General features: G+C 30.3%; 25 protein-coding genes. 12 read left to right on the forward strand and 13 right to left on the reverse strand.

Features of this window, described 5'->3' with window-relative positions; genetic code table 11:
- Positions 1 to 2: 2 nt before the first annotated feature.
- From prmC to Y592_RS07920, 9 genes are all read right to left on the reverse strand, one after another.
- A complete protein-coding gene (prmC, locus tag Y592_RS07880) occupies positions 3 to 788 on the reverse strand; it encodes a peptide chain release factor N(5)-glutamine methyltransferase (RefSeq protein WP_075666434.1) in 786 nt (261 codons plus the stop codon).
- Positions 785 to 1,090, reverse strand: a complete 306-nt coding sequence (locus Y592_RS07885) for a metal-sulfur cluster assembly factor (RefSeq protein WP_075666435.1) — start codon at positions 1,088 to 1,090, stop codon at positions 785 to 787. The genes prmC and Y592_RS07885 overlap by 4 nt, the downstream gene beginning before the upstream one ends.
- A gap of 5 nt (positions 1,091 to 1,095) precedes the next feature.
- A complete protein-coding gene (glmM, locus tag Y592_RS07890) occupies positions 1,096 to 2,382 on the reverse strand; it encodes a phosphoglucosamine mutase (RefSeq protein ID WP_077287975.1) in 1,287 nt (428 codons plus the stop codon).
- Positions 2,383 to 2,384: 2 nt separating this feature from the next.
- Entirely contained in the window at positions 2,385 to 2,909 is a 525-nt protein-coding gene (pyrR, locus tag Y592_RS07895) for a bifunctional pyr operon transcriptional regulator/uracil phosphoribosyltransferase PyrR (protein WP_075666437.1), read from the reverse strand.
- Complete coding sequence (locus Y592_RS07900) at positions 2,910 to 3,686, reverse strand: hypothetical protein (RefSeq protein ID WP_075666438.1); 777 nt, start codon at positions 3,684 to 3,686, stop codon at positions 2,910 to 2,912.
- Positions 3,679 to 4,782, reverse strand: coding sequence for a tRNA guanosine(34) transglycosylase Tgt (gene tgt / locus Y592_RS07905; protein ID WP_075666439.1), 1,104 nt, complete (start codon positions 4,780 to 4,782; stop codon positions 3,679 to 3,681). Before tgt ends, Y592_RS07900 begins: the two co-directional genes overlap by 8 nt.
- Complete coding sequence (locus tag Y592_RS07910) at positions 4,766 to 5,389, reverse strand: cyclodeaminase/cyclohydrolase family protein (RefSeq protein ID WP_075666440.1); 624 nt, start codon at positions 5,387 to 5,389, stop codon at positions 4,766 to 4,768. The genes tgt and Y592_RS07910 overlap by 17 nt, the downstream gene beginning before the upstream one ends.
- 24 nt (positions 5,390 to 5,413) lie before the next feature.
- Entirely contained in the window at positions 5,414 to 5,683 is a 270-nt protein-coding gene (locus tag Y592_RS07915) for a cupin domain-containing protein (RefSeq protein WP_075666441.1), read from the reverse strand.
- Positions 5,684 to 5,813: 130 nt separating this feature from the next.
- The gene (locus Y592_RS07920; RefSeq protein WP_088368946.1) at positions 5,814 to 6,542 is read right to left on the reverse strand and encodes a sulfite exporter TauE/SafE family protein; all 729 of its coding nucleotides are present in this window, start codon (positions 6,540 to 6,542) and stop codon (positions 5,814 to 5,816) included.
- 522 nt (positions 6,543 to 7,064) lie between these two features.
- Here Y592_RS07920 and Y592_RS07925 point away from each other — a divergent pair.
- From Y592_RS07925 to fliD, 11 genes are read left to right on the forward strand one after another with little or no spacing between them, the layout of a single operon-like run.
- Complete coding sequence (locus Y592_RS07925; RefSeq protein WP_075666442.1) at positions 7,065 to 7,949, forward strand: PSP1 domain-containing protein; 885 nt, start codon at positions 7,065 to 7,067, stop codon at positions 7,947 to 7,949.
- Complete coding sequence (locus tag Y592_RS09355; RefSeq protein ID WP_369819179.1) at positions 7,930 to 8,076, forward strand: DUF2905 domain-containing protein; 147 nt, start codon at positions 7,930 to 7,932, stop codon at positions 8,074 to 8,076. The genes Y592_RS07925 and Y592_RS09355 overlap by 20 nt, the downstream gene beginning before the upstream one ends.
- 4 nt (positions 8,077 to 8,080) lie before the next feature.
- Positions 8,081 to 8,551 carry a tRNA (adenosine(37)-N6)-threonylcarbamoyltransferase complex ATPase subunit type 1 TsaE gene (tsaE, locus tag Y592_RS07935; protein ID WP_075666444.1) on the forward strand — a complete coding sequence of 157 codons (471 nt, stop codon included), beginning with the start codon at positions 8,081 to 8,083 and terminating at the stop codon, positions 8,549 to 8,551.
- Positions 8,532 to 10,904, forward strand: coding sequence for an endopeptidase La (gene lon, locus Y592_RS07940; RefSeq protein WP_075666445.1), 2,373 nt, complete (start codon positions 8,532 to 8,534; stop codon positions 10,902 to 10,904). Before tsaE ends, lon begins: the two co-directional genes overlap by 20 nt.
- Positions 10,885 to 11,475, forward strand: coding sequence for a ribosome biogenesis GTP-binding protein YihA/YsxC (gene yihA / locus Y592_RS07945; RefSeq protein WP_075666446.1), 591 nt, complete (start codon positions 10,885 to 10,887; stop codon positions 11,473 to 11,475). Before lon ends, yihA begins: the two co-directional genes overlap by 20 nt.
- Positions 11,472 to 13,103, forward strand: coding sequence for an arginine--tRNA ligase (argS, locus tag Y592_RS07950; protein ID WP_075666447.1), 1,632 nt, complete (start codon positions 11,472 to 11,474; stop codon positions 13,101 to 13,103). The genes yihA and argS overlap by 4 nt, the downstream gene beginning before the upstream one ends.
- 11 nt (positions 13,104 to 13,114) lie before the next feature.
- Positions 13,115 to 14,509, forward strand: coding sequence for a sensor histidine kinase (locus Y592_RS07955; protein WP_075666448.1), 1,395 nt, complete (start codon positions 13,115 to 13,117; stop codon positions 14,507 to 14,509).
- A 4-nt stretch (positions 14,510 to 14,513) separates the two neighbouring features.
- Complete coding sequence (locus Y592_RS07960; protein WP_075666449.1) at positions 14,514 to 15,371, forward strand: HDOD domain-containing protein; 858 nt, start codon at positions 14,514 to 14,516, stop codon at positions 15,369 to 15,371.
- Entirely contained in the window at positions 15,361 to 15,741 is a 381-nt protein-coding gene (rbfA, locus tag Y592_RS07965; protein ID WP_075666450.1) for a 30S ribosome-binding factor RbfA, read from the forward strand. Before Y592_RS07960 ends, rbfA begins: the two co-directional genes overlap by 11 nt.
- A gap of 30 nt (positions 15,742 to 15,771) precedes the next feature.
- On the forward strand, positions 15,772 to 16,110 hold the full coding sequence (locus Y592_RS07970) for a flagellar protein FlaG (protein WP_075666451.1): 339 nt from the start codon (positions 15,772 to 15,774) through the stop codon (positions 16,108 to 16,110).
- Between the two features lie 12 nt (positions 16,111 to 16,122).
- On the forward strand, positions 16,123 to 17,898 hold the full coding sequence (gene fliD / locus Y592_RS07975; protein WP_075666452.1) for a flagellar filament capping protein FliD: 1,776 nt from the start codon (positions 16,123 to 16,125) through the stop codon (positions 17,896 to 17,898).
- A gap of 102 nt (positions 17,899 to 18,000) precedes the next feature.
- Here fliD and Y592_RS09115 read toward each other — a convergent pair whose 3' ends face one another.
- The 4 genes from Y592_RS09115 to Y592_RS07985 all read right to left on the reverse strand — a co-directional run bounded on the left by Y592_RS09115 (position 18,001) and on the right by Y592_RS07985 (position 20,322).
- The gene (locus Y592_RS09115; protein WP_156858189.1) at positions 18,001 to 18,138 is read right to left on the reverse strand and encodes a hypothetical protein; all 138 of its coding nucleotides are present in this window, start codon (positions 18,136 to 18,138) and stop codon (positions 18,001 to 18,003) included.
- 126 nt (positions 18,139 to 18,264) lie between these two features.
- The gene (locus Y592_RS09120; protein WP_156858190.1) at positions 18,265 to 18,426 is read right to left on the reverse strand and encodes a hypothetical protein; all 162 of its coding nucleotides are present in this window, start codon (positions 18,424 to 18,426) and stop codon (positions 18,265 to 18,267) included.
- 350 nt (positions 18,427 to 18,776) lie between these two features.
- Positions 18,777 to 19,823 (reverse strand): vWA domain-containing protein, encoded by a 1,047-nt coding sequence (locus Y592_RS07980; protein ID WP_075666453.1) that lies wholly within the window; start codon positions 19,821 to 19,823, stop codon positions 18,777 to 18,779.
- 13 nt (positions 19,824 to 19,836) lie between these two features.
- Positions 19,837 to 20,322: a hypothetical protein gene (locus Y592_RS07985; RefSeq protein ID WP_075666454.1), complete on the reverse strand. Its 486-nt coding sequence runs from the start codon at positions 20,320 to 20,322 to the stop codon at positions 19,837 to 19,839.
- A gap of 189 nt (positions 20,323 to 20,511) precedes the next feature.
- Here Y592_RS07985 and rlmN point away from each other — a divergent pair, with 189 nt between their 5' ends.
- The gene (rlmN, locus tag Y592_RS07990; protein ID WP_075666455.1) at positions 20,512 to 21,534 is read left to right on the forward strand and encodes a 23S rRNA (adenine(2503)-C(2))-methyltransferase RlmN; all 1,023 of its coding nucleotides are present in this window, start codon (positions 20,512 to 20,514) and stop codon (positions 21,532 to 21,534) included.
- Positions 21,535 to 21,540 lie beyond the last annotated feature (6 nt).

Here is a 21,540-nt window from a genome sequence, read left to right on the forward strand (position 1 = left end):
TTTCACCTCCGAAAATCTTTCATTACTATTCTGTCGTTCCCCGAATAATCTTTTATAACAGTCCAATCTTTTTTCCTGAAAAATTCTCCTTGATCATGACCTATTTCCATTACTACAATTTTATCAGAAAAATCATACAAATCTAAGAATTTTCTGTAAAAATCTAGTCCATCTTCACCTGAAAACAAAGCTTCTTTTGGTTCATAGTGGACTTCCGAAGAAAGAATTGCGTCTTTTCTTACATAAGGTGGATTAGATACAATAAGTTCAATTTCACTAAATTTTTTGTTGAAAGGCTCAAGATATTTTCCCTTTTGTATTTTTAACCTTTTTTCAAGGTTGTACCTTTTTAAGTTTATGGTTGCTACTTTTATTGCCTTATCAGATATGTCAGTTGCATAACCAATACAATTTGTGTTTAAAAGAATTGAAATAATTAACGCACCACTTCCAACACCAACTTCTGCAATCTTTTTTATTTTATTTTTTTCTATTATATCGATTGCAATCTCTGCTAAAAGTTCAGTTTCGGGTCTTGGAATTAAAACTCCTTCTTCAATATAAAATTTGTATTTGAAAAATTCCTTTTCTTTAACTATATAAGCTAAGGGATAACCTTTTAATCTCAAATTTATCCATTTTTCAAATTCAGTTCCATCAAATTCATACTCTGGATGTGCGATAAGATATTCTTTTGATTTTTTGGTAAAATATTTCAATAGAATATAGGCTTCCAATTCTGGAAGCCTTTTTTTTCTAAAGATATCAATTACGTCTAAAACCTTCATATACCAAGTTGTGACCTGACGTTTGGATCTACCCTTTCAGGTGTCCAAGGTGGGTCAAAGGTCAATTCCACTTTTACATCATTTACCCCATCTAATTCTCTTAATTTTGCTTCTGCATCTTGCAAAATCATACCGGCGAGTGGACACATTGGTGTTGTCATAGTCATCAATACAAATATATTGTTTTTGTCATCCACTTTAACTTCATATACTAATCCCAAAGAAACAACGTCTAAACCTATTTCAAAATCAATAACCTCTTTAAGCTTATTCCAAACCATTTCTTCAGTTATATTTGCCATGCTTTTCACTCCTTATCCAATTTTTCAATTAAATTTGAAAATTCATTTGCTACATGGTTAATTTCATCGAATTCAGGACCTTCAACTAAAATCCTAATAACTGGTTCTGTACCAGATGGTCTAATAATAACTCTACAATTCTTTGTTTCTTTCATAAGATCAAAAACGCTCTTGTTTTTATAAACTTCTTTATTTTTTACTTCTACGTTTATCATAACTTGTGGATAATCAGGCACCAATTTTGATAACTCAGATAAAGTACTTTGTTGCCATACAAGATGAGACAAAACCTCCAATGTTGTTATTAATCCGTCACCAGTTGTGTTTCTATCTTTATAAATTATATGCCCACTTCTTTCTCCGCCTAAAACGTAATTATTTTTTAACATTTCTTCTAAGACATATCTATCTCCAACTTTGGTTCTTACAGTATTAATTTTATTGTTTTTTAAAAATTCTTCAACTCCCATATTTGAAAGTATTGTTAACACAACTGTGTTATTTGCCAATCTTTGTTCGCTTTTCAATTTGAGTGCTGTAACGCCTAAAATTTTATCGCCGTGAAATTCATTTCCATTTTCATCTACAAATATACATCTATCTCCATCACCATCATACAAAACCGAAATTTTACCACCTGTAATATATTTTTTAACCGCTTCAGGATGTGTAGAACCACATTCTTTGTTTATGTTAAACCCATCTGGTTTATCATTAATTACTTCTACTTTTGCTCCAAAAAATTCTAAAATTTTAGGATTTAAATCATATGTGGCACCATTTGCTACATCAACTATTAATTTTATCCCTCGTAAATCTAAACCTTCGTATGTCTTTTTTATGTATTCAAAATATTCTTCATGCGCAAAACTGTAGTTTATTACTCTTCCAATATTTTTATAATTACAATATTTTATATTTTCCATTTCAAATTCTATTCTTTCTTCAATTTCATCTGGAAGCTTATAACCTTTCATTAAAACTTTTAAACCATTGTACTTTGGTGGATTATGTGAAGCGGAGATCATAACACCAGCGGCATTTTCTATTCTAGTAATAAGTGCAAGAGCAGGAGTTGGCAAAATTCCGCATTTATACGCATCTACACCAGCAGATGTAATTCCTGCAACCAAAGCTTCTTCTAACATATCACCAGATGCCCTTGTATCTTTTGCGATAAATATTTTTTTATCTACCATATTTCCCAATACATTTCCTAATTTGAATGCAAGTTCTGGAGTCAAGAATTCATTTACAACTCCTCTGATTCCATCGGTCCCAAAAAGTTTCACCATTACGCCTCCTTATTGAAAATATATACTGCATCTTCGTCGTCAATTTCTTTTATTTTTACTTTTACTATTTCCTTATCCTTCGAGCTAGGAATGTTTTTTCCTACATAATCAGGTCTTATTGGAAATTCTCTATGTCCTCTATCTACAAGAACGGATAATTGTATAAGTTTTGGTCTTCCTCTATGTGTTACTGCATCCATAGCTGCTCTTGCTGTTCTACCGGTAAATAACACATCATCTACTAGTATAACTATTTTATCTTTTACATCAAAGTTTATTTCACTTTTATCTATGTTTGTTTTTTTATCATCATCCCTAAATGGTCCTACATCTAATCCTCCTACATTTACCTCAACATTTTCTATTTTCTTTATATTCTCAGCTATTCTTTTAGCTAAATAATATCCTCTTGTAAATATACCAATCAAAACAATATCCTTTGCGCCTTTATTTTTTTCAAGTATTTCATGCGAAATTCTCATTAGGGACCTTCTAATATCGTCTTTTTCCAAAATTTTTTTCATTTAAAACCCCACCTCAAAAGATAGATTGTAACCGTACAGTGTGTTTTCATAGTGCATTGGTAAATCAGAAACTGTATTTCTGTCAATTGCATAAAATGCATCAAGTAATACCATAAGTTTTTCTATTCTTAATGCAAAATAACCACTGATTTTATTGAAAAACGATTTGTTAATAGTATATCCTGGATTCCAAAAAGCACCTAATTCCAATGTTTTAAAGTTAAGTACAGGACCTACATTAAACTGAAAGTACTCTTGTTTTATAAATTGAAAATTTGCAACAAGACTATATGTTTCATTCCCAATTATCAAATCTACACCAACATCTGGTTTAAAAAATTCAAATGGACTTTGGGCAAAAAGTGTTAGTTCTTCAACAAAAGCTCCCAACTTTACGTAATCTATGATTTTACTCATAAAACCTACGCCTAAGCAAAAAGAATATCCCTCATTTGTGCTATTAGTATATTTTTTAACGAGAAAGTTTATACCCCATTGAAATTCATCGCCCACTGATTTCAAGATATAACCAACCCTATTGAGATTTTCTGGGCTTGCATTTTCGGTAAAAAGATATAATTTGCCGATTAAATTATCCTCTTTTTCACTATAAAACAATCCAAATTTAGTGATCCATATATCTGAAAAATAAGTAGAATATGAAAACCCCAAGCTTGTATAAGTTTCTCTAAAATTTGCAGGATTTTCAATATTTCTCATGGAAAATAAAAAAACACTTAGAATACTTAATAAAATTACTAAAATTTTTTTAAGCATAATATTTTAAAACCTCCCCCCTTAGATCCTCAAAGGTGTTGTTATCAATACTTTCACGAATCCTTTTACTTAAATCCATCATAAAATGCAAATTATGTATCGTTAGAAGTATTTGCCCTAAAGCTTCACCTCTATCAAAAAGATGTCTCAAATAAGATCTAGAATAATTTCTACATGTATAGCACTTACATTCTTTGTCAATAGGTGTCTTGTCGAATTTATGTTTTGCAGCTCTTATATTTATTTTCCCTTTCCACGTCAAAGCCTGACCATGCCTTGCCACCCTTGTTGGTAGTACACTATCAAAAACATCCACACCAAGATTAACTAGATCAACTATTAATTTTGGTGCTCCTGCTCCCATAAAATACCTAGGTTTATTTTCAGGCAAAAGAGGAACTGTAAATTCAGTCATTTCTAAAGTTAAGTTATATTCTTCCCCCACGCTTAATCCGCCTATGGCAAATCCATCAAAATTCATACTGGTAATTTCTTTTGCACTTCTTTCCCTCAAATCTTTAAAAAATGCTCCTTGAACTATACCAAATATTGCTTGATCCGACAAACTTCTTATTTTTTTTAAACTTCTTTCAGCCCACTGAGTTGTAAGTTCCAGTGCATATACTGCTTCTTGATGAGTAATTCCAGGTTCAGCACAATAATCAAAGGCCATAACTATATCTGAACCAATGGCATTTTGAATTTCCATAGAGAGTTCTGGGGTAATCATATGCATACTTCCATCTAGTGGAGACTTTATTAATACTCCATCTTTTGTTATCTTTCTACCCTTTCTTAAACTAAATACTTGAAACCCTCCACTATCAGTTAAAACCGGTCTATCCCAATTCATAAAATTGTGTATTCCATCATGATGTTTTAAAACTTCTATACCTGGTTTTAAATACAAATGGAATGCGTTGGCAAGTATAATTTGTGCACCTACATTCTTTAAGTTTTCAGGTGTCATTAATTTTACATTTGCATTAGTGCCCACTGGCATAAAAGTTGGAGTTTCTACAACTCCGTGTGGTAGATATATTCTACCTCTTCTGGCGTTTTTAGTTGTTTTTAAAAGCTCAAATTTCAAACCCATTTTCCTTTATCAACTCCCTAATATTTTTGTATAATCCATCGACTTCATTTTTTAGATCTTCCAGTTCTTCTTTATATTCTTTTACAAAATCCTCATCCTTTATACTTGAAAGATTAATTAACACGTTGTACATAGCTATTCTGAAAGAAGAATAGGCAAGTTCTGCTGAAGAATATGCATCTGATATAGCATTTTTATTTCCAAATTTACTTGTGATTTGTGAATATTTTAATATATTTCTAGTTTCCCTTGCAAGCTCAAATGGAACATCAGCTGCTTTTTTTAATGCTTCTTGTAAAATTTTTCCTCTTTCTGGATTGTCTTTTGGAATTTTAATTGCTTTCATAACTTCGTTGAATGCTTCCATATCTTTTGTGGCTATATCTTGCAATTTATTTCTTGAATATTCCATGTGTTCTAAAACTTCTTCCATGCTTTCTTCATATTCAGCATATTTTTTCTTACCGATGGTTAAATTTGCAACCATTTGATTTAGTGCAGCAGAAAAAGCTGCAACAATCGCCCCCACTGCTCCTCCACCAGGTACTGGTGATTTATCAGAAACCATATCGCAAAATTCCTTTAATGTGGTTTTTTCAACGTTCATAAGAAACTCCCCCTTTTTTAATTTTTATTTGAAATTATAATGTTTTTTTACTGGAACTTTTACTCTCCAGATGCAAGATAATCCCTTTGGAAATTCAACGAGATCACCTTTTCCAATTTTGTAAACTTTGCCATCTTTTGTTTCAACTTCGACTTCCCCTTCTAAAAAATAACAAATTTCTGTTTCATCATAGTACCAATCAAATTCAGAAATCTCCTTTGTCCAAATAGGCCATTGGAAAACATTTAACTCTTCTAATTCTTTTTTGGAAGGCCTTTTTATTTTTACTTCCATCTATCTCACCTCCGAAAATATTATATCATATGTAGTCTAATTTTCTTGACGAAGATAAATAAAAATGAAAATGTTAAAAAATAAAATGGGAGACGATAAAATTTAAGTCATTACCATGTGGAGCTCTATTTTAAAGTAGATATCTTATTGATGAAATTACTATCATTACAAATACTATTAACCTTACAAATTTTGTACTGCTTTTTAGTGCAGTAGTTGTTCCAAGCTTTGCACCAATCATTGTTCCAAATGCTAGAATTGTGCCTTTTAATATATCTATCTTTCCATTTAGTAAAAATATGAGAAATGAGAAAGAAGTATAACATAAGACTATAAATACTTTTAGAGCATTTGCTTTTATAATATTATTCCCTTCTATGAAGATTAGACTTGTAATTAGAAAGAAACCAACACCTGCTTGTATAAATCCACCATAAAAGCCTATTATTAGAAAGATTAAAAAACTTAAAGGATAGTTTTTTTTAACTTTTTTTCCTTCCTCCCAAACTTTTGGTTTGTATAAGATAAAAACACTTATTATAAGAAAAATAATTCCAATTATTTTTTCTAGAATGTATTTATCTATATTTAACACGGTGAAAGTTCCAAAGATAGCACCTATTGTAGTTGGGATGGAAAGTAACAAGCCTTCTTTAACTGAAAAGGCCTTGTTTTTCTTAAAATTTGTAGTTGCAATTATATTCTGCAAAAGTATGCCTATTCTGTTTGTGCCATTAGCTACTGAAATATCTAGCCCAAGAAGTGTAAGGATAGGTAGTGTTAGCATAGAGCCACCACCTGCAAGAACATTTACAAAACCTGCACCAATACCTGACAAAAAAAGTAGTATATACAGCATTATAATCCCTCCTTTGATAGATCCACGAATAAAATTCTTCAAAAAGCTGCTTTTATTCTTTTCAAATCCAAGTGATGCAGATTGAATAGGAGTAATGTGTTTTGTATAATTTTTTTGGATTCAAAATTAACAAATCAGTGCCTGAATTGTCGAAAGATCTGATTATTGTTCTTTTTTCATGTTTGATTTATTGGGGGTAATATAACCAATATTTAAAAAAGTTGTTGTCAATTACTCTTTTTTCTTGTACTGTTGAAAGTTTGATAGTTAAAATTTAGGAAATAACTTTTTCAAGAACAAACCCTCTAAATCTGTCGTCTAAAGAACGACCAAAAATATGATTATTGATAACACTAAATTCTTTTTGGAGAATGGTATGTTATTTCATTTTCATTTTTTCTAAATCTGTATCAACTTTAAGGTAATTATACGATATTTTGTTTGCAATACAAAATATTTTTTGAATTCTTCATATTTTATTTCATGGTATAATTATTTGAGAGAAAAAAAGGAGGAATAAATATGGGATTAGTTGCAGAAGTATATGGTGTGGAATTGATGCCTATTGGTCCGATAATTTATTATACAGATAATGGGGAAGATATAAAGCTTGGTGACAAAGTAGTTGTAATGAGTGAATTTGGTTTAGATTATGGAATTGTGCGAATTGGCAAAAGACAAATGAGTATAGATGAAATAGGATACGACTTAAAACCAATATTTAGAAAGGCAACTTCTGAAGATTTGGTAAAAATAGAGGAAAACAGAAAAATTGCCGATGAAGCTATTAATGTTACTAAGAAATTGGTAAAAAAGCATGGATTAAATATGAAAATACTTGATGCAAGATTGATGCTGGATGATTCAAGATTGGTTATTTATTTTAGTTCAAAAAATAGGGTAGACTTTAGAGAACTTGTAAAGGATATTGCAAAAGAGTTTAAGACGAGAATTGAGTTGAGGCAAGTAGGTGCGAGAGATGAAATGAAATTTGTTAAAGGACTTGGATTGTGTGGAAAAAAAGCTTGTTGTACGTACTGGTTGAGGAATTTTGATAGTATTACGTTAAAACATGCCAAAAAACAACAAATGATGATTAATACTGCCAAAATAACAGGTCCTTGTGGTAGATTACTATGTTGTTTGAAATTTGAATATGATTTTTATATCGATGCATTGAAAAATATACCAGATGAAGGAAGTACTATTAAGTATGAAGGAAAAGATGCAAAAGTAATAACGGTTAATGTATTTTTATCGAGGGTGACTATATATACAAGGGATGGAGAAACTGTTGCTTTGCCTTTTGAATATTTTAGAGGTGATAAAGATGTGGAAAGTACTAATTTGGATGGGAACTCTTCTGATAATGATTGGAATAATAGCAATGATTTTAGAGAAGATTAAAATATTTCCATTACCTGGAGATATTGTTATAAAGAAAGGTAATTTTGTGATAATTATTCCTATAACTTCTATGATTTTATTTAGTTTAGTGCTGACTCTTATGTTAAATCTTATCTTTAAAAGGTGATATTGTGAAGATAGAAAATGTATCATTAGAGGATTTAAAAAGTTTAACTAAAATAATTTCCAAAAATATTGATGATTTAAATTTTATATATTTAAATGGAGATTTGGGTTCAGGAAAAACCACTTTTACGAAGTATTTATGTTACTATCTTGGAGTGGATTGGTTACAAGTGAGTAGTCCTACATTTTCTATAATTAACGTTTATGAAGGAAAAAGAACAATTTATCATGTGGATCTTTATAGAATATCTGATTTTGACGAAGTTTTTTACGTATTAGAAGAGAATTTTGAAGATAAAGAAGGAATTTTTATAATAGAATGGAGTGATTTATTTAAGGATTATTTTACTGAAGAAGGGCTTAAAATAAACTTTTATCATAGGGATGAAAAGACAAGAGATCTTGAATTTTTTACTGACTTGGAGAAACTAACTATTAGTTTAAGGAGGTGGATGAATGAAAGAAAAAAAGTTTGAGAAGTTAGAACAGAAGGTTGCAAAATTAAATGAGGAAGAAATAGAAATTCCGGGAGAGTTACCCGTCATTGCAATGAGAAGTAATGTTGTTGTATATCCAAATACTGTTGTACCATTTTATGTAGGGCGTGAAAAGTCGTTATATGCTTTAGAGGATTCAATGGAAAATTACAATCAATTGTTGTTTGTAGTTAATCAGAAAGATCCAAAGATTGAAGAACCCAAAGAGATTGATTTATTTAAAATTGGAACAGTTGTAAAAATAATGCAAATTGGTAAACTTCCAGATGGAACTTTTAAGGTTTTGGTAGAGGGAATTTCGCGGGCGGAATGGATTAAATCAATTGAAAAAAAATACTTTAAATTTAAGATAAAGCTTTTAAAATCAAAATATCGGAAGACAAAAAAATTAATTGCTTTAATGAGAGTTGTGAGAGATGAAATGCAAAAATACATACAATATTCTAGAAAGCTCCCCACAGAAGCTTTAATGTTTTTGGAGGATATGGAAGATCCCGATGTATTTGCAGATTTAGCTGCATCAATTTGCCCTGGAAGTTTAGAAGAAAAGCAAGAATTACTTGAAATATTACATCCGGCAAGACGTTTAGAGAAAATTTTGGAATTAATATCTAAAGAAACGGAATTACTTGAAATAGAACACCAATTAGATCAAAAGGTAAAGAAAAGAATTGAAAAATCGCAAAAAGAATACTTTTTAAGAGAAAAACTAAGGGTTATTAGAGAAGAGCTTGGTGGAGAAGAAGATGCTGAAATTAGGGAATTAGAAGAAAAAATAGAAAATGATGATTTGCCGGATTATGTTAAAGAAAAAGCAAGATTTGAATTGAAAAGACTTGAAAAGATGTCTCCCTATTCACCTGAAGCAAATGTTATAAGGAATTATTTAGATTGGATTTTAAATTTACCTTGGAATAAAAAGACAGAGGAATTATCTGATTTGAAGATTGCTAAAAATGTTTTGGAAAAGCATCATTTTGGTCTTGAAGAACCCAAGCAAAGAATTTTGGAATTTTTGGCTACACGTAGTGTTTCAAAGTCGATGAAAGCACCTATTATTTGTTTTGTTGGACCACCAGGTGTGGGGAAAACTTCTTTGGGACGTTCTATTGCAGAGGCTTTGGGAAGGAAATTTTTAAGGATGTCTTTAGGAGGTTTAAGAGATGAAGCAGAAATTAGAGGCCACAGACGGACTTATGTTGGGGCATTACCTGGAAGAATTATTCAACTTATTAGAAAAGCAGGTGTTAAAAATCCGGTATTGTTATTAGATGAAATTGATAAAATGGGAATAAGTTTTCAAGGTGATCCTGCATCTGCATTGCTTGAGGTCTTGGATCCAGAGCAGAATAAAGATTTTGTTGATCTATATCTGGAGTTACCTTTTGATTTGTCAGAGGTTTTATTCATTACTACAGCAAATACTTTATACAATATACCAGAACCACTAAAAGATAGAATGGAAATTATTGAAATTCCAAGTTATACTAACGTTGAAAAATTTCATATAGCAAAAGATTATATTCTCCCTAAAATATTCAATGAGTTAAATTTTGAAAGAAAAAAGATAGTATTTAGGAATGATTCAATTAAGCAAATTATTTTAGAATATACGCTTGAACCTGGAGTTAGGGAACTTGAACGAAAGTTGAGGACTATTGTTAGAAAATCTATTTTGGAAATTGTGGAAGGGAAAGAAAAAGTAATCATAACTACCAAAAAAGTAAAGGATTACCTTGGGGCTCCAAGGATAAAAGAAGAAAACAGATTAAAAAAACCAACAATTGGTGTATCAACTGGACTTGCTTGGACGGCATATGGCGGGACGACTTTGTTTATAGAAAGCATATTATTTCCGGGAAAGGGAAGATTAATATTAACAGGTAAATTGGGAGAAGTGATGAAAGAATCTGCACAAATTGCCTTTAGTTTAGTGAAAAAGCTTTGTGGAGAGGAGTTTACAGAATTTTTTGAAAAGAATGATATACATATCCATGTTCCAGAAGGTGCAGTGCCAAAAGATGGACCAAGTGCAGGCGTTACTTTGGTAACTAGTTTGTTCTCATCTGTTAAGAAAGTTCCTGTTGATAACAATATTGCAATGACGGGTGAAATAACATTGAGGGGAAGAGTTTTGCCCGTTGGAGGAATAAAGGAAAAAGTTTTAGCTGCGTATAGAAAAGGAATAAAGAAAATTATTTTACCATATCAAAATAGATATGATATTGAAAAAATACCAGGAGAAGTTAGAAAAGATATCAAATTTGTTTTCGTAAATACAATTGACGAAGTGTTAAGGGAGGCATTGATTTGTGAAGATAAAGAGTGTTGAATTGGTAAAAACTATATATAGTAAAAAAGAAAGATATCCTGAGCCGTTAAATGGTGAGTTTGTTTTTGTTGGAAGATCGAATGTTGGAAAGTCAACTTTATTGAATACATTAACAGAGAGAAACATTGCAAAGACAAGTAAAAAGCCAGGAAAAACTGCTTCTGTTAATTTTTATAAAATAAATGATTTACTTTATTTTGTAGATTTACCTGGTTATGGTTTTGCCAAAGTTTCTGAAAAAGAAAGGCTTAGGTGGAAGCAAATAATAGAATTTTATTTTGAAAGTAGATTTTGGAATATAAAGATGATTTTTTTGCTTGTTGATGGAAGACATGAATTGCAAAAAAACGATGAAATGATGATTGATTGGTTAAAAGAAATGGATTTACCTTTTTCCATTGTTTTAACTAAAATAGACAAGTTAAAGATGTCTGAAAAATCTAAAATGATTAGGTATTACAGAAATTTATTTGGTGAAAACTATATTGTTATACCTTATTCAGCTGTGACTAAAGAAGGGGTATCGGAAATTTTAAAATTAGTTGAGGATCTTGGAGGTGCAAAGGTTTGATACGAGATATAATTGATGAAAAAATAAAAAGTATACTTTTGGAAGAAGGTTTTGATTATTCTTATAACATAGAAATTCCAGATGAACGATTTGGGGATTTTTCAACGAATGTAGCTTTAATTGGAGCTAAGTATTTTAGGAAACCCCCTCTTGAGATAGCAAAGATATTCGTTGCAAAATTGGAAAGTGATCCTTTATTCTTAGAAGTTAATATTGCTGGGCCGGGTTTTATAAATTTTAGAATTTCAAAGGCATTTTATATCAGTATTTTGGAAGAGATGTTAAAAAAGGATACAAATTATTGGAGGCAAAAACCAAAACAATTGAAAGTACAGCTGGAATATGGTAGTGCAAATCCTACAGGTCCCTTTACTGTAGGGCATGGAAGGCAGCTAGTGATAGGTGATGTTCTAGGTAATGTTTTGGAGTTTTTGGGGTATGATGTTGAAAAAGAAATGTATTTAAACGATGCAGGAAGACAAATAAGACTTTTGGCGCGTTCTTTATGGGTGAGGTACAATGAGTTATTCGGAAAAGAATATGATTTACCTGAGGATGGTTATAAAGGTACGTATTTAATGGATATTGCAAGAAGTTTGAGTGAAAGGGAAGGAAATAAGTTTGTAGATAAATGGGATGAGAAAGTGGAGAAGTTTTTCATGAAGGAAGCCGTATCTAGTATATTAGATAATATGGAGGGGACACTTAACAAAATAGGTTGTAAATTTGATAGTAAAATAAGGGAAAGTTTTGTAATAGAAAAAGGATATGTTGACAGGGTATTGGAAATTTTTAAAGTGAAAAATTTAGTATATGAAAAGGATAACGCGCTTTGGTTTAAAGTGTCAAAGTTTCTCAACGAAGACGATAAAGTTTTAATTAGGAGTGATGGTACTTATACTTATTTTTTGACGGATATTGCGTATCATTTGTATAAATTTGAGAGAGAATATAACAAAGTTTATGATATTTTTGGCAGTGACCATCATGGGCATATTCCTAGAATGAAAGCTGCTATGAGCGCTCTTGATATTTCTAATGAATTTTTAAATTTCATACTCCATCAATTTGTTACTTTAAAACGTGGAAAAGAAGTTGTAAAAATGAGTACGAGGGCAGGTAATTTTGTAACTTTGGAAGAACTTTTAGATGAAGCAGGAAAAGATGCAACAAGATATTTCTTTGTTATGAATGATGTAAATACACATTTAGTTTTCGATTTAGAACTTGCAAAGTCTAAAACTAATGAAAATCCCGTGTATTATGTACAATATGCATATGCGAGGATAAATAGCATTTTTGAGAAAGCCTCTGAAAAAGGGATAAAAGGCGATTATTTGGATAATATAGAACTTTTGGAAAATCCGGAAGAAATGAGTATAATTAAATTGTTGGATGAATTTGTTAATTCCCTTAAACAAGTTGAAGAAAAATTATCACCTCACTTTTTAACAAATTATATTTATTTAGTTTCCGAAAAATTCCACAGTTATTATTCAAAATATAAAATAGTTGATGAAACAAATATTCCTCTGAGTTTGGCAAGATTAGGTTTATTGAGTGTTATTAAAAATGTTTATGAGATAGTGTTCAATCTTTTGGGAGTTAAAGCACCAGAAAGAATGTAGAAGGTGAGAATTTGAATATTGATACGTTATTTTCTAGTTTTATTCATGAAATAGGGAAGGCAAAAACTGAGGAAGAAGTTTATAGAACACTTTTAAAATCATTAAAGGCAATGTTAAAGTATAACGGTGCTTTAGTTTTAAAGCAAAATGAAGTGGTCTTTTTTGATCCAGAAGTGTTTGATATTTCAAAATATTCTGATTATATGGCATGGATTGAAGAAAGATTATTGCCTTCGTTTTTTTTGGAATCGGATGAATTTATTGGAATAATTCCCATAGTTAAACAAGGGAAAATGTTGGGAAGTATAATTGTAAGAACTAATAAAGAACCTAATAACGAATTAATGGTTTTTTTACAAATTTTTTCTTTTTTAACGGGAATTACTTTAGAAAATTTGGTATTAATTGAAAAAATAAAGAATTCTGAAAAATTTATGTTTGAGGTTTTAAATTCTATTAGCGAAGGTATTTTTGTTTTGGATGAAAAAGGTGAACTAGAGTTTTCAAACAAGCTTGGTAAAGAAATAATAGAGAAGTATGATATAAAGGATTATTTTAAATTTTTAATTTTAGATGATGCAAATATACATTCTAAGGAATTTGGTGAAAATTATTTTACCATTGTAAAAACAAAATTTGATTTTTTAGGTAGTACCAAATATATTATCACTTTCAACAATGTTACATATGAAATGGAATTGGAAAAACTAAAACAATTAGATAAGATGAAGACGGAATTTGTTGCAAATATTTCTCACGAGCTTCGAACTCCTCTATCTGCTGTAAAGGCGTATACCGAGACCTTATTGAATATGGAGGTTGATCCTGAAAGTCAAAAAGAATTCCTTTCTATTATATACGAACAAAGTGAGAGACTAGAGGCTCTATTAAATGACTTGTTGGACTTTACATTAATAGAATCAGGTACAATGGAGTTAGAATATAGTGAGTTTAATATTTGTGAGGTTTTACAAAGTGTCTTGGAGAAGGTATCTCCATTTGCAGAAAAATTTGGGGTAAAATTAGAACATAGTTGTAGTGAAGTTACTGTATTTGCGGATAGAAAAAGAATTTTTCAGGTGGTGTACAATTTACTTGATAATGCGATAAAGTTCAACGATAAAGAGAAAGATGAAAGATTTGCAAAGGTTAACATAAAAAATGAAGACAATGAATTAATTATTGAAGTGGAGGATAACGGTATAGGAATTTCTAAAGAAGAGAAAAATAAAATTTTTGAGAAGTTTTACAAAGGGGATAGAAGTTTAACTTATGAAGTTTCTGGTACCGGGTTAGGTCTTGCAATTGTAAAAGAAATTGTAAGATTGCACAGAGGAGATATTGATGTAGAATCTGAAGTAAAGAAGGGGACAAGATTTATAGTGAGAATTCCATTGGGGAAGTGAGTAAATGTTGGTAAAATTTATAAAAGAAATAGAAGAAATTCCAACGCCAGATTTTCAAGTTCAGCAGATAATAAATATAGCATCTAATCCGGATTCGTCTATAAAAGATCTTGAAAAGGCTATTTCAATGGATGCTTCGTTATCTCTAAAAGTTTTAAAATTGGTAAATTCTGCGTATTATGGGCTTCCAAGAAAAATAACAAAGATAAGCGAAGCTGTAATGATTTTAGGATTTAAAACTGTAAGAAATTTGGCGTTGTCGATTTTTACGTATTCTTCTTTAAACAAAGGAGCTTCAAATGTTGATAAGAAGAAACTTTGGCAACATTTTATGTCAACTGCTATAATTTCAGAGGTGGTTTCAAAAATTATCGGTTATCCTGAACAGGAAGAAGCATTTATGGCGGGGCTTTTGCATGATATTGGAAAAATTGTATTAGATATTGCATTTCCAAAATATATTACTAGTTTGGTTGAAAAATCAAAGTCTAATAAGGTGTGTTTTTACACTTTGGAAAAGAAGTTAGGTGAAGAGACTCATGGTGAACTTGGGGCATTTTTAATTGAACAATGGAAACTTCCGGAATTGTTTCAAATAGTTTCTCTTTACCATGATGAACCAGAAAATAACGATCAAGAAGCTTTTGATACGATTTTATACATTGTACATCTTGCAAATTATTTTTCGGATTTGATGTACAATGGATATTCTGGTTCATATTGTGAACCTACATTATCTGCCAAAACATTTAAAGTTTTAGGTATAAAACCGTCGGATTTGATTGATATCTCAATTAAAATAAGAAACGCTTTGGCAAAAGCGAAAGCTCTTTTAGAAGGAGGAGAAGAAAATGAATCCTGAGTATAGAAATATGAAAATAGAAAATCGTATAAGAGAACTTATTTCTGAAGGGTTACGAAAAATTAAGGTTCCGGAGTTTGATGCAATAAGAAGTTACATAGTAATTTCAAGGGTTATTATTTCAAAAGATAAAAAATATGCAGATGTTTATGTAAGTTATATTGGTAGTGCGGAAGATAGAAAAAAGGCAGTTGAGCTTTTGGTAAAATATAAAGGTTTTTTTAGAAAATATGTTGCAAAAAATCTAAGGATCTATACTACACCAGAGCTTAGATTTAAGGAAGATATTGGAATAGAAGAAAGTGTAAAAATAAATAAACTTTTAGATGAAATTTCATCTAAAAATAATAAAGATATTTCCGATAAGTAATATGAATAGCTCTTTTTAGGAGGGGTAACCATGGATGGTGTTAAAGGAGTGAGTAATGGTAAAATAGAAATTTTTGAAAATAACCTAAAAAATCCAAATTTAGATCAAAAAAAAGAGATGGATCAACAAAATAGAAATGTTGATTTAAATGCTGTTGCAAAAGAGTTTAAAGAAAATTTAGAAAAATTAAAGAAAATTTTTAGAGGTGAAGCGGAATTTAATATTGACAAGGATACAGGGATGATAGTTGTGAAAATAAAAGATAAGGATACGGGGGAAATTATTAGACAAATTCCCCCAGAAGTTGCGTTGAGACTTGCAAAAAATCTTGAAGAATTGATTGGTGTTATATTTGATGAAAGAGCTTAAGGAGGTAATATTATGGATTATAGTTCTATTGCTCAGAATATTAACTATAGATATACCTCCAATGCTCCAATGTTTCAATTTGGTGGTTTATCTTCTGGGTTAGATACTGCTTCTATAATTGATAAAATAATGGAAGTAGAATCCCGGCCTTTAAATAGACTTAATGAAAAATTTAAGGTTTTAGATTATCAACAGAAAGCATATAATAATGTTTCTGATAAATTGCGAGATTTTATGAATTATTTAACAGATTTTAAGTTACAATCTAATCTAATTCCAAAGAGTGCAACGGTTTCTGATGCAACGGTTTTAGCAGCTAATGCTAGTGCTACTGTTTTGGATGGTAATTATTCTATTTCTATTGATAAATTGGCTTCAAGAAGCATTTATAATGGTGGAAAAGTTGGTGTTGATATAACTTCCACGGATACGTATTCTAGTTTAAACCATAAATATGTACCACAAGATTCGACGTTAGTTTTAACTGTTAATAACACAGATGTAAATATTAGTATATCTTCGGCAGATACGATCAATGATATTGTAAATAAAATTTCAAATGCTTTTACAACTGCGGGTGCTTCTGCAACCGTTGCTTTTAACGATGTAGAAAATAAATTAGTGATACAATCTTCTGATATTTTTTCAATTTCACAATCAAGTGGTAACTTTTTAAATGTTTTTAAATTAGATGATGCAAATTTAATAAACAATTCAGGAACTTATACGTTGCAAAGTTCGGGAGATATTGGTACATATTCAACAAGTAAAACTTTAGCAGATTTAGGAATATCGGGAAGTGGAACTTTTACAATAAATGATGTTTCAATCTCTTATTCAGATACTGACACAATTTTTGATCTAATTTCAAGAATTAACAATAATGTTAGTGATGTTACAGCATCGTATGATGAGAATAATAACAAAATAGTTATAACAGCAAATGAAATGGGTGATGTTATTATAAATATATCTGGAGCACCTTCTGGGCTTGGGCTTGATACTGGGACATTTACGTTGGGAGATATAGCCCATGCAACGTTAACAACTGATTCTAGTCTAACTTATGACCTTTATTCTGATAATAATACATTTACTTACAATGGTTTAGAATTTACTGCATACAATTTAGGAAATGTAACTATAAGTGTTAATACTGATACAGATGCTATAGTGGAAAAAGTTAAAGAATTTGTCGATAAATGGAATGAAATGACTGATTATCTATACACTAAATTAACTGAAGATAAGGTTAAAGGTAAAGATGAAAGTGAAATGTCTGAAGAAGAAAAGATACAAGGTTACTTAAAAAATGATCAATATTTAAGAAGAATTTTTGACAAAATGAGAGGATTTTTATATGATTCGTACAATGGTAATTATTTATGGGAACTTGGAATAACTTCAGGAGATAGCGGTATAGGTTTTGAAAATACGATGAAAGGTCATATTGAATTAGATGAAGATAAATTAAAAGAGTATATTTCGAAAAATGGTGTAGATTCTGTTTGGAAATTTTTTGGAGGTTCTGAAACAAGTTTTGCAAGCCAAGTAAAAGATTATCTTTATGATTTAACAAAGTTTAATGGAGAAATAGATCAAGTTGCAGGAGTAAGTGGAAGGTTAGGGAGAGAAAAAAGGGTGCTTGCAAAAGAAATGGCAAACTGGATTGATATTTTGCAGAAAAAAGAGCAAGATTTGTGGGCAAAATTCTCTGCAATGGAAGAAGCACTTGCAAAAATGAATTCTCAAGGTATGTATATTGCACAGGCTCTTTCAAAAAGATGAAAAAGCGGATGAGATAGACTTGCTTTCGAAAATATGATAAACAAAAATTAATTTATTAATTTTTGAATGACATGGCTTCAGTATACCACTGAAGCCATGTTTTTAGTCTTTGAGGATAGAATCGTTAAAATACGAACTCTTTTTATATTTGTGAAAATTCATTTCAAAGTTATGAGCCTCAAATAATTGTATTTTATCTATATCATTGAACATATCTGATACGTATGATTTGATTTTCAAAAAATATCTCCAACTATTTTCGAGTAATAATCTTGCAAGTGCTATTTTTGTTTTTTCTCTGCCAGAAATATTGCTTTTATTGCTTCCAAGAACTATGTCAAGTTTTTTTATTTTGTATAAACTTTTTCAAACCTGCCAAATCTTTTCTTTGTATTGTGATATATACTTTAAAACAAGTCTTATAAAAGTTGTTTTTCCTTCTTCACTTGAACATACAATAGCCACTTTATCATCATGTGTTATTTCAAGATTAAGATGTCTAATATTTTTCTTTTTTAAATGAAACAATACTTAGTATAATTTTTTGTGCTTCCATATGTCAGGTGACTAGTATAATTATCAATATTTAAAGTTTCAAAGCCAAGTTTTTAATTAAATTTTAAATGATTTATAAAGCGCTCTAATTGGACCTTAAACTAACTCTACTTAGATTAATACATAAGAAAAGAAACAATGATTTATTTTAAATTTTAAAATAAAGTCTAATAACTTATTCTTTTAGTTTAGGAAGAGATAAAATTTTTGCTATTTATTTACCAAAAAAAAGCACCCCCTCGTTGGTTTTGTTTACCACCTAGGGGGTGTTTTTATTGTTTCATTTTTGGATTTATAGCAAATTGAAGACCTTTTTTATAATTTTAATAATTTACATTTTCAAGTTTTTTGTAACCTTTGAGGTTTTCGTGATCTATAAATACTTCTATTGTATGCGTTGCATTTGGAGAGTCACTTTCGAATGCAATTATCCAGCTTGAAGAAATGTATTCTAAAAGACCTATATTTGTCAAATCAACATTGCCAGATGAATCGGTATAGTTTACAATTCCTCCTGTTTTTTCTATGATTTCCCTTGGATCTTCAGGATTGCTAAAATCAGTATCGGTAATATTATAATAATATGTTGGTACAAAAGCACCGTGTACTGTTACGTATCCTGTTATAGCATCGATTACTTCGCTTTTATCGTATAAAGTTTCACCTTCGGCATCTCCAGGATATGATTCTGATTTATAATGTGCAGATGCATCTGTAATGAGTATTATAATTTTTTGAGAAGAAGTTCTCCAAGATGCGTTATTAAATGCATACATGATACCTGCGTATGGATTTTCAGGGAAATCTCCTCCACCGTATGCAGATAAACTAGAAACAAAATTTTTAGCGCTACTTGCATCTGAAAGATCCAACCAGGCGGGTGATACCGTTATATTTTTAGAAGGTGCAGCATCATCAAATGGAACAATTCCTATTCTTGCATCTAAGCCACTTGCTTCTAGAGTGATAATCAAATTTTGAATGCTGTTTTTAACCCCTTCAATTGCGTTATACATGCTTCCTGTTGTGTCTAATACAATCATTATATCAATTTGTGTTCTTTTTTCAGCTTCTTTAAATAAAAGAAATCCTTGAGCTTTATTGTCTTCGAAGACTTTTATTTCGCTATCAGAAAGATTTGAAATATCGGGAACACTTAATTTTAACCTTACATAATCTGGAACGGAAAGTGGTACTAAAAACGGTGTTTTATCAGTTGTAAGGTATAACGTAAGATCAGTGTACAAACTTGTTGAAGGTTTAAGCACTCCTTTTGGATCTTTTGGAATTAATTTGGGCAACGTTGGAATGTTAACACATCCAAATATGAATATTAAGACTATAAATGATAAAAGTATAATTTTTTTCATAATTATCCCTCCTTTAGAATGTAAGACCTATACCAAGATTTAGGGTATAGATTCCGGTGCTTAAAAATTGAAGATTAAATGTAGTAATTGCTTCGAGTGATAGTGTTATTGGTGCTCCAGTTTTTAATCCCAATTTTCCATGGAATATTTCTTGCGAATAAAGTCCAATTTCTGTGTTTTGTAGATTTACAATAAGAATTGGTGCAACTCCAACGTAAATAGAAGTGCTAGAGATTTTTAGATTAAAAAGTAAGTATGGATCAAATTCAACTAATTTTATTTCTGAGAAATTGGTGTTTTCTAAATCCAAATTAGTTCCTGAGAGTGGATAGTAAATGTTTAAGGAAAAACCTATAATGCTTGAGTAAGTGCCTAATTCTGCTCCTAAAACAAATCGGTTTTTTCCACTCATTTCTTTTCCAATGCTTGCTCCTAAAAACATGGAAAAATAAATACTCGAAAACAAGAAAAGAAGTATCAATAATGTTATTCTTTTCATTTTAATCACCTCCTAAATATATCATATCACTTTACTATATAAAAATAATATAACATTAATTGGTTATATTAAGTTGTTTGGTGTAATAATACTATGTTAAATTAATAATTCTTTGTTTTTCGAAGTATAGTATTAATTTTTGGACATTTGTGTTAGAATAATATTAGAAAAAATTTGGAGGGGAATAATATGAAGAGTATTTTGGACTTTAAGTATGATAAATTGGTTGGAGAATTTAAAAAAATAAATTTAGAAAGATATAGGGTGGATCAAGTTTTGGATTGGATCTATAAGAAAAAAATTTTTGATTTTAACGATATGACAAATCTTTCTAATGAACACCGAAGGATACTTTCAGAAAGATTTACAATAGATATTCCAGAACTATTAGATATGCAGGTTTCTAAAATTGATAAAACTACAAAGTTTCTGTGGAAATTAAAAGATGGTAACACAATTGAGTCTGTTGCGTTATTTCATTCAGGTAGGGTTACTTCTTGTATATCTACGCAAGTAGGATGTCCGGTAAAATGTAGTTTTTGTGCAACGGGACAAAGTGGTTTTGTGAGAAATTTAACTGTTGGTGAAATTGTAGGTCAAATTTTGGCTATTGAATTGAATAGAAAAGTTAAAGTGGGAAATGTAGTTTATATGGGAATGGGTGAACCACTATTAAATTTTGGAAATGTGCTGGATAGTATTAAAATATTAAATCACAAAAAGATGTTGAATATAGGGATTAGAAGAATTACTATTTCTACCGTTGGAATTCCAGAAAAAATCGTAGAACTTGCAAAATCAGGTTTAGATGTGAAATTGGCATTATCTTTACATGCCCCCACAGATTTTAAAAGAGATCAGATAATTCCGTTAAATAAAAAATACAGTGTTGAAGAGTTAATATATGCATTAAAAAAGTATCAAGAAATCACAGGTAATAGAATTACAATTGAGTATATTTTAATAAGAGAGTTTAATGATTATCCAGATGATGCTGTTAAATTAGCAGAATTATTAAGAAGATTGAGTGTATTTGTCAATCTCATTCCGGTTAATCCAGTAAATCCTGAATTTCATAGGCCAAGCAAATGGGCAATTGAGAGGTTTAAAGAGGTATTAGAGAAAAATGGTATAGAGTGTGAAATTAGGCAAGAAAAAGGTACAGATATAGATGCTGCTTGTGGACAATTAAGAAGGAGGAATATAAAATAAGGTTTT

It is taken from the genome of Thermosipho sp. 1070 (assembly GCF_001682135.1).
Classification (GTDB): domain Bacteria; phylum Thermotogota; class Thermotogae; order Thermotogales; family Fervidobacteriaceae; genus Thermosipho; species Thermosipho affectus.

Excerpts from the sequence above, each read along its gene's own strand:
- prmC (WP_075666434.1), bottom strand. The coding sequence starts at position 788 with ATGAAGGTTTTAGACGTAATTGATATCTTTAGAAAAAAAAGGCTTCCA.
- Y592_RS07885 (WP_075666435.1), bottom strand. The coding sequence starts at position 1,090 with ATGGCAAATATAACTGAAGAAATGGTTTGGAATAAGCTTAAAGAGGTT.
- pyrR (WP_075666437.1), bottom strand. The coding sequence starts at position 2,909 with ATGAAAAAAATTTTGGAAAAAGACGATATTAGAAGGTCCCTAATGAGA.
- Y592_RS07900 (WP_075666438.1), bottom strand. The coding sequence starts at position 3,686 with ATGCTTAAAAAAATTTTAGTAATTTTATTAAGTATTCTAAGTGTTTTT.
- tgt (WP_075666439.1), bottom strand. The coding sequence starts at position 4,782 with ATGGGTTTGAAATTTGAGCTTTTAAAAACAACTAAAAACGCCAGAAGA.
- Y592_RS07910 (WP_075666440.1), bottom strand. The coding sequence starts at position 5,389 with ATGAACGTTGAAAAAACCACATTAAAGGAATTTTGCGATATGGTTTCT.
- Y592_RS07915 (WP_075666441.1), bottom strand. The coding sequence starts at position 5,683 with ATGGAAGTAAAAATAAAAAGGCCTTCCAAAAAAGAATTAGAAGAGTTA.
- Y592_RS07920 (WP_088368946.1), bottom strand. The coding sequence starts at position 6,542 with ATGCTGTATATACTACTTTTTTTGTCAGGTATTGGTGCAGGTTTTGTA.
- Y592_RS07925 (WP_075666442.1), top strand. The coding sequence starts at position 7,065 with ATGGGATTAGTTGCAGAAGTATATGGTGTGGAATTGATGCCTATTGGT.
- Y592_RS09355 (WP_369819179.1), top strand. The coding sequence starts at position 7,930 with ATGATTTTAGAGAAGATTAAAATATTTCCATTACCTGGAGATATTGTT.
- lon (WP_075666445.1), top strand. The coding sequence starts at position 8,532 with ATGAAAGAAAAAAAGTTTGAGAAGTTAGAACAGAAGGTTGCAAAATTA.
- Y592_RS07960 (WP_075666449.1), top strand. The coding sequence starts at position 14,514 with ATGTTGGTAAAATTTATAAAAGAAATAGAAGAAATTCCAACGCCAGAT.
- rbfA (WP_075666450.1), top strand. The coding sequence starts at position 15,361 with ATGAATCCTGAGTATAGAAATATGAAAATAGAAAATCGTATAAGAGAA.
- Y592_RS07970 (WP_075666451.1), top strand. The coding sequence starts at position 15,772 with ATGGATGGTGTTAAAGGAGTGAGTAATGGTAAAATAGAAATTTTTGAA.
- fliD (WP_075666452.1), top strand. The coding sequence starts at position 16,123 with ATGGATTATAGTTCTATTGCTCAGAATATTAACTATAGATATACCTCC.
- Y592_RS07980 (WP_075666453.1), bottom strand. The coding sequence starts at position 19,823 with ATGAAAAAAATTATACTTTTATCATTTATAGTCTTAATATTCATATTT.
- Y592_RS07985 (WP_075666454.1), bottom strand. The coding sequence starts at position 20,322 with ATGAAAAGAATAACATTATTGATACTTCTTTTCTTGTTTTCGAGTATT.
- rlmN (WP_075666455.1), top strand. The coding sequence starts at position 20,512 with ATGAAGAGTATTTTGGACTTTAAGTATGATAAATTGGTTGGAGAATTT.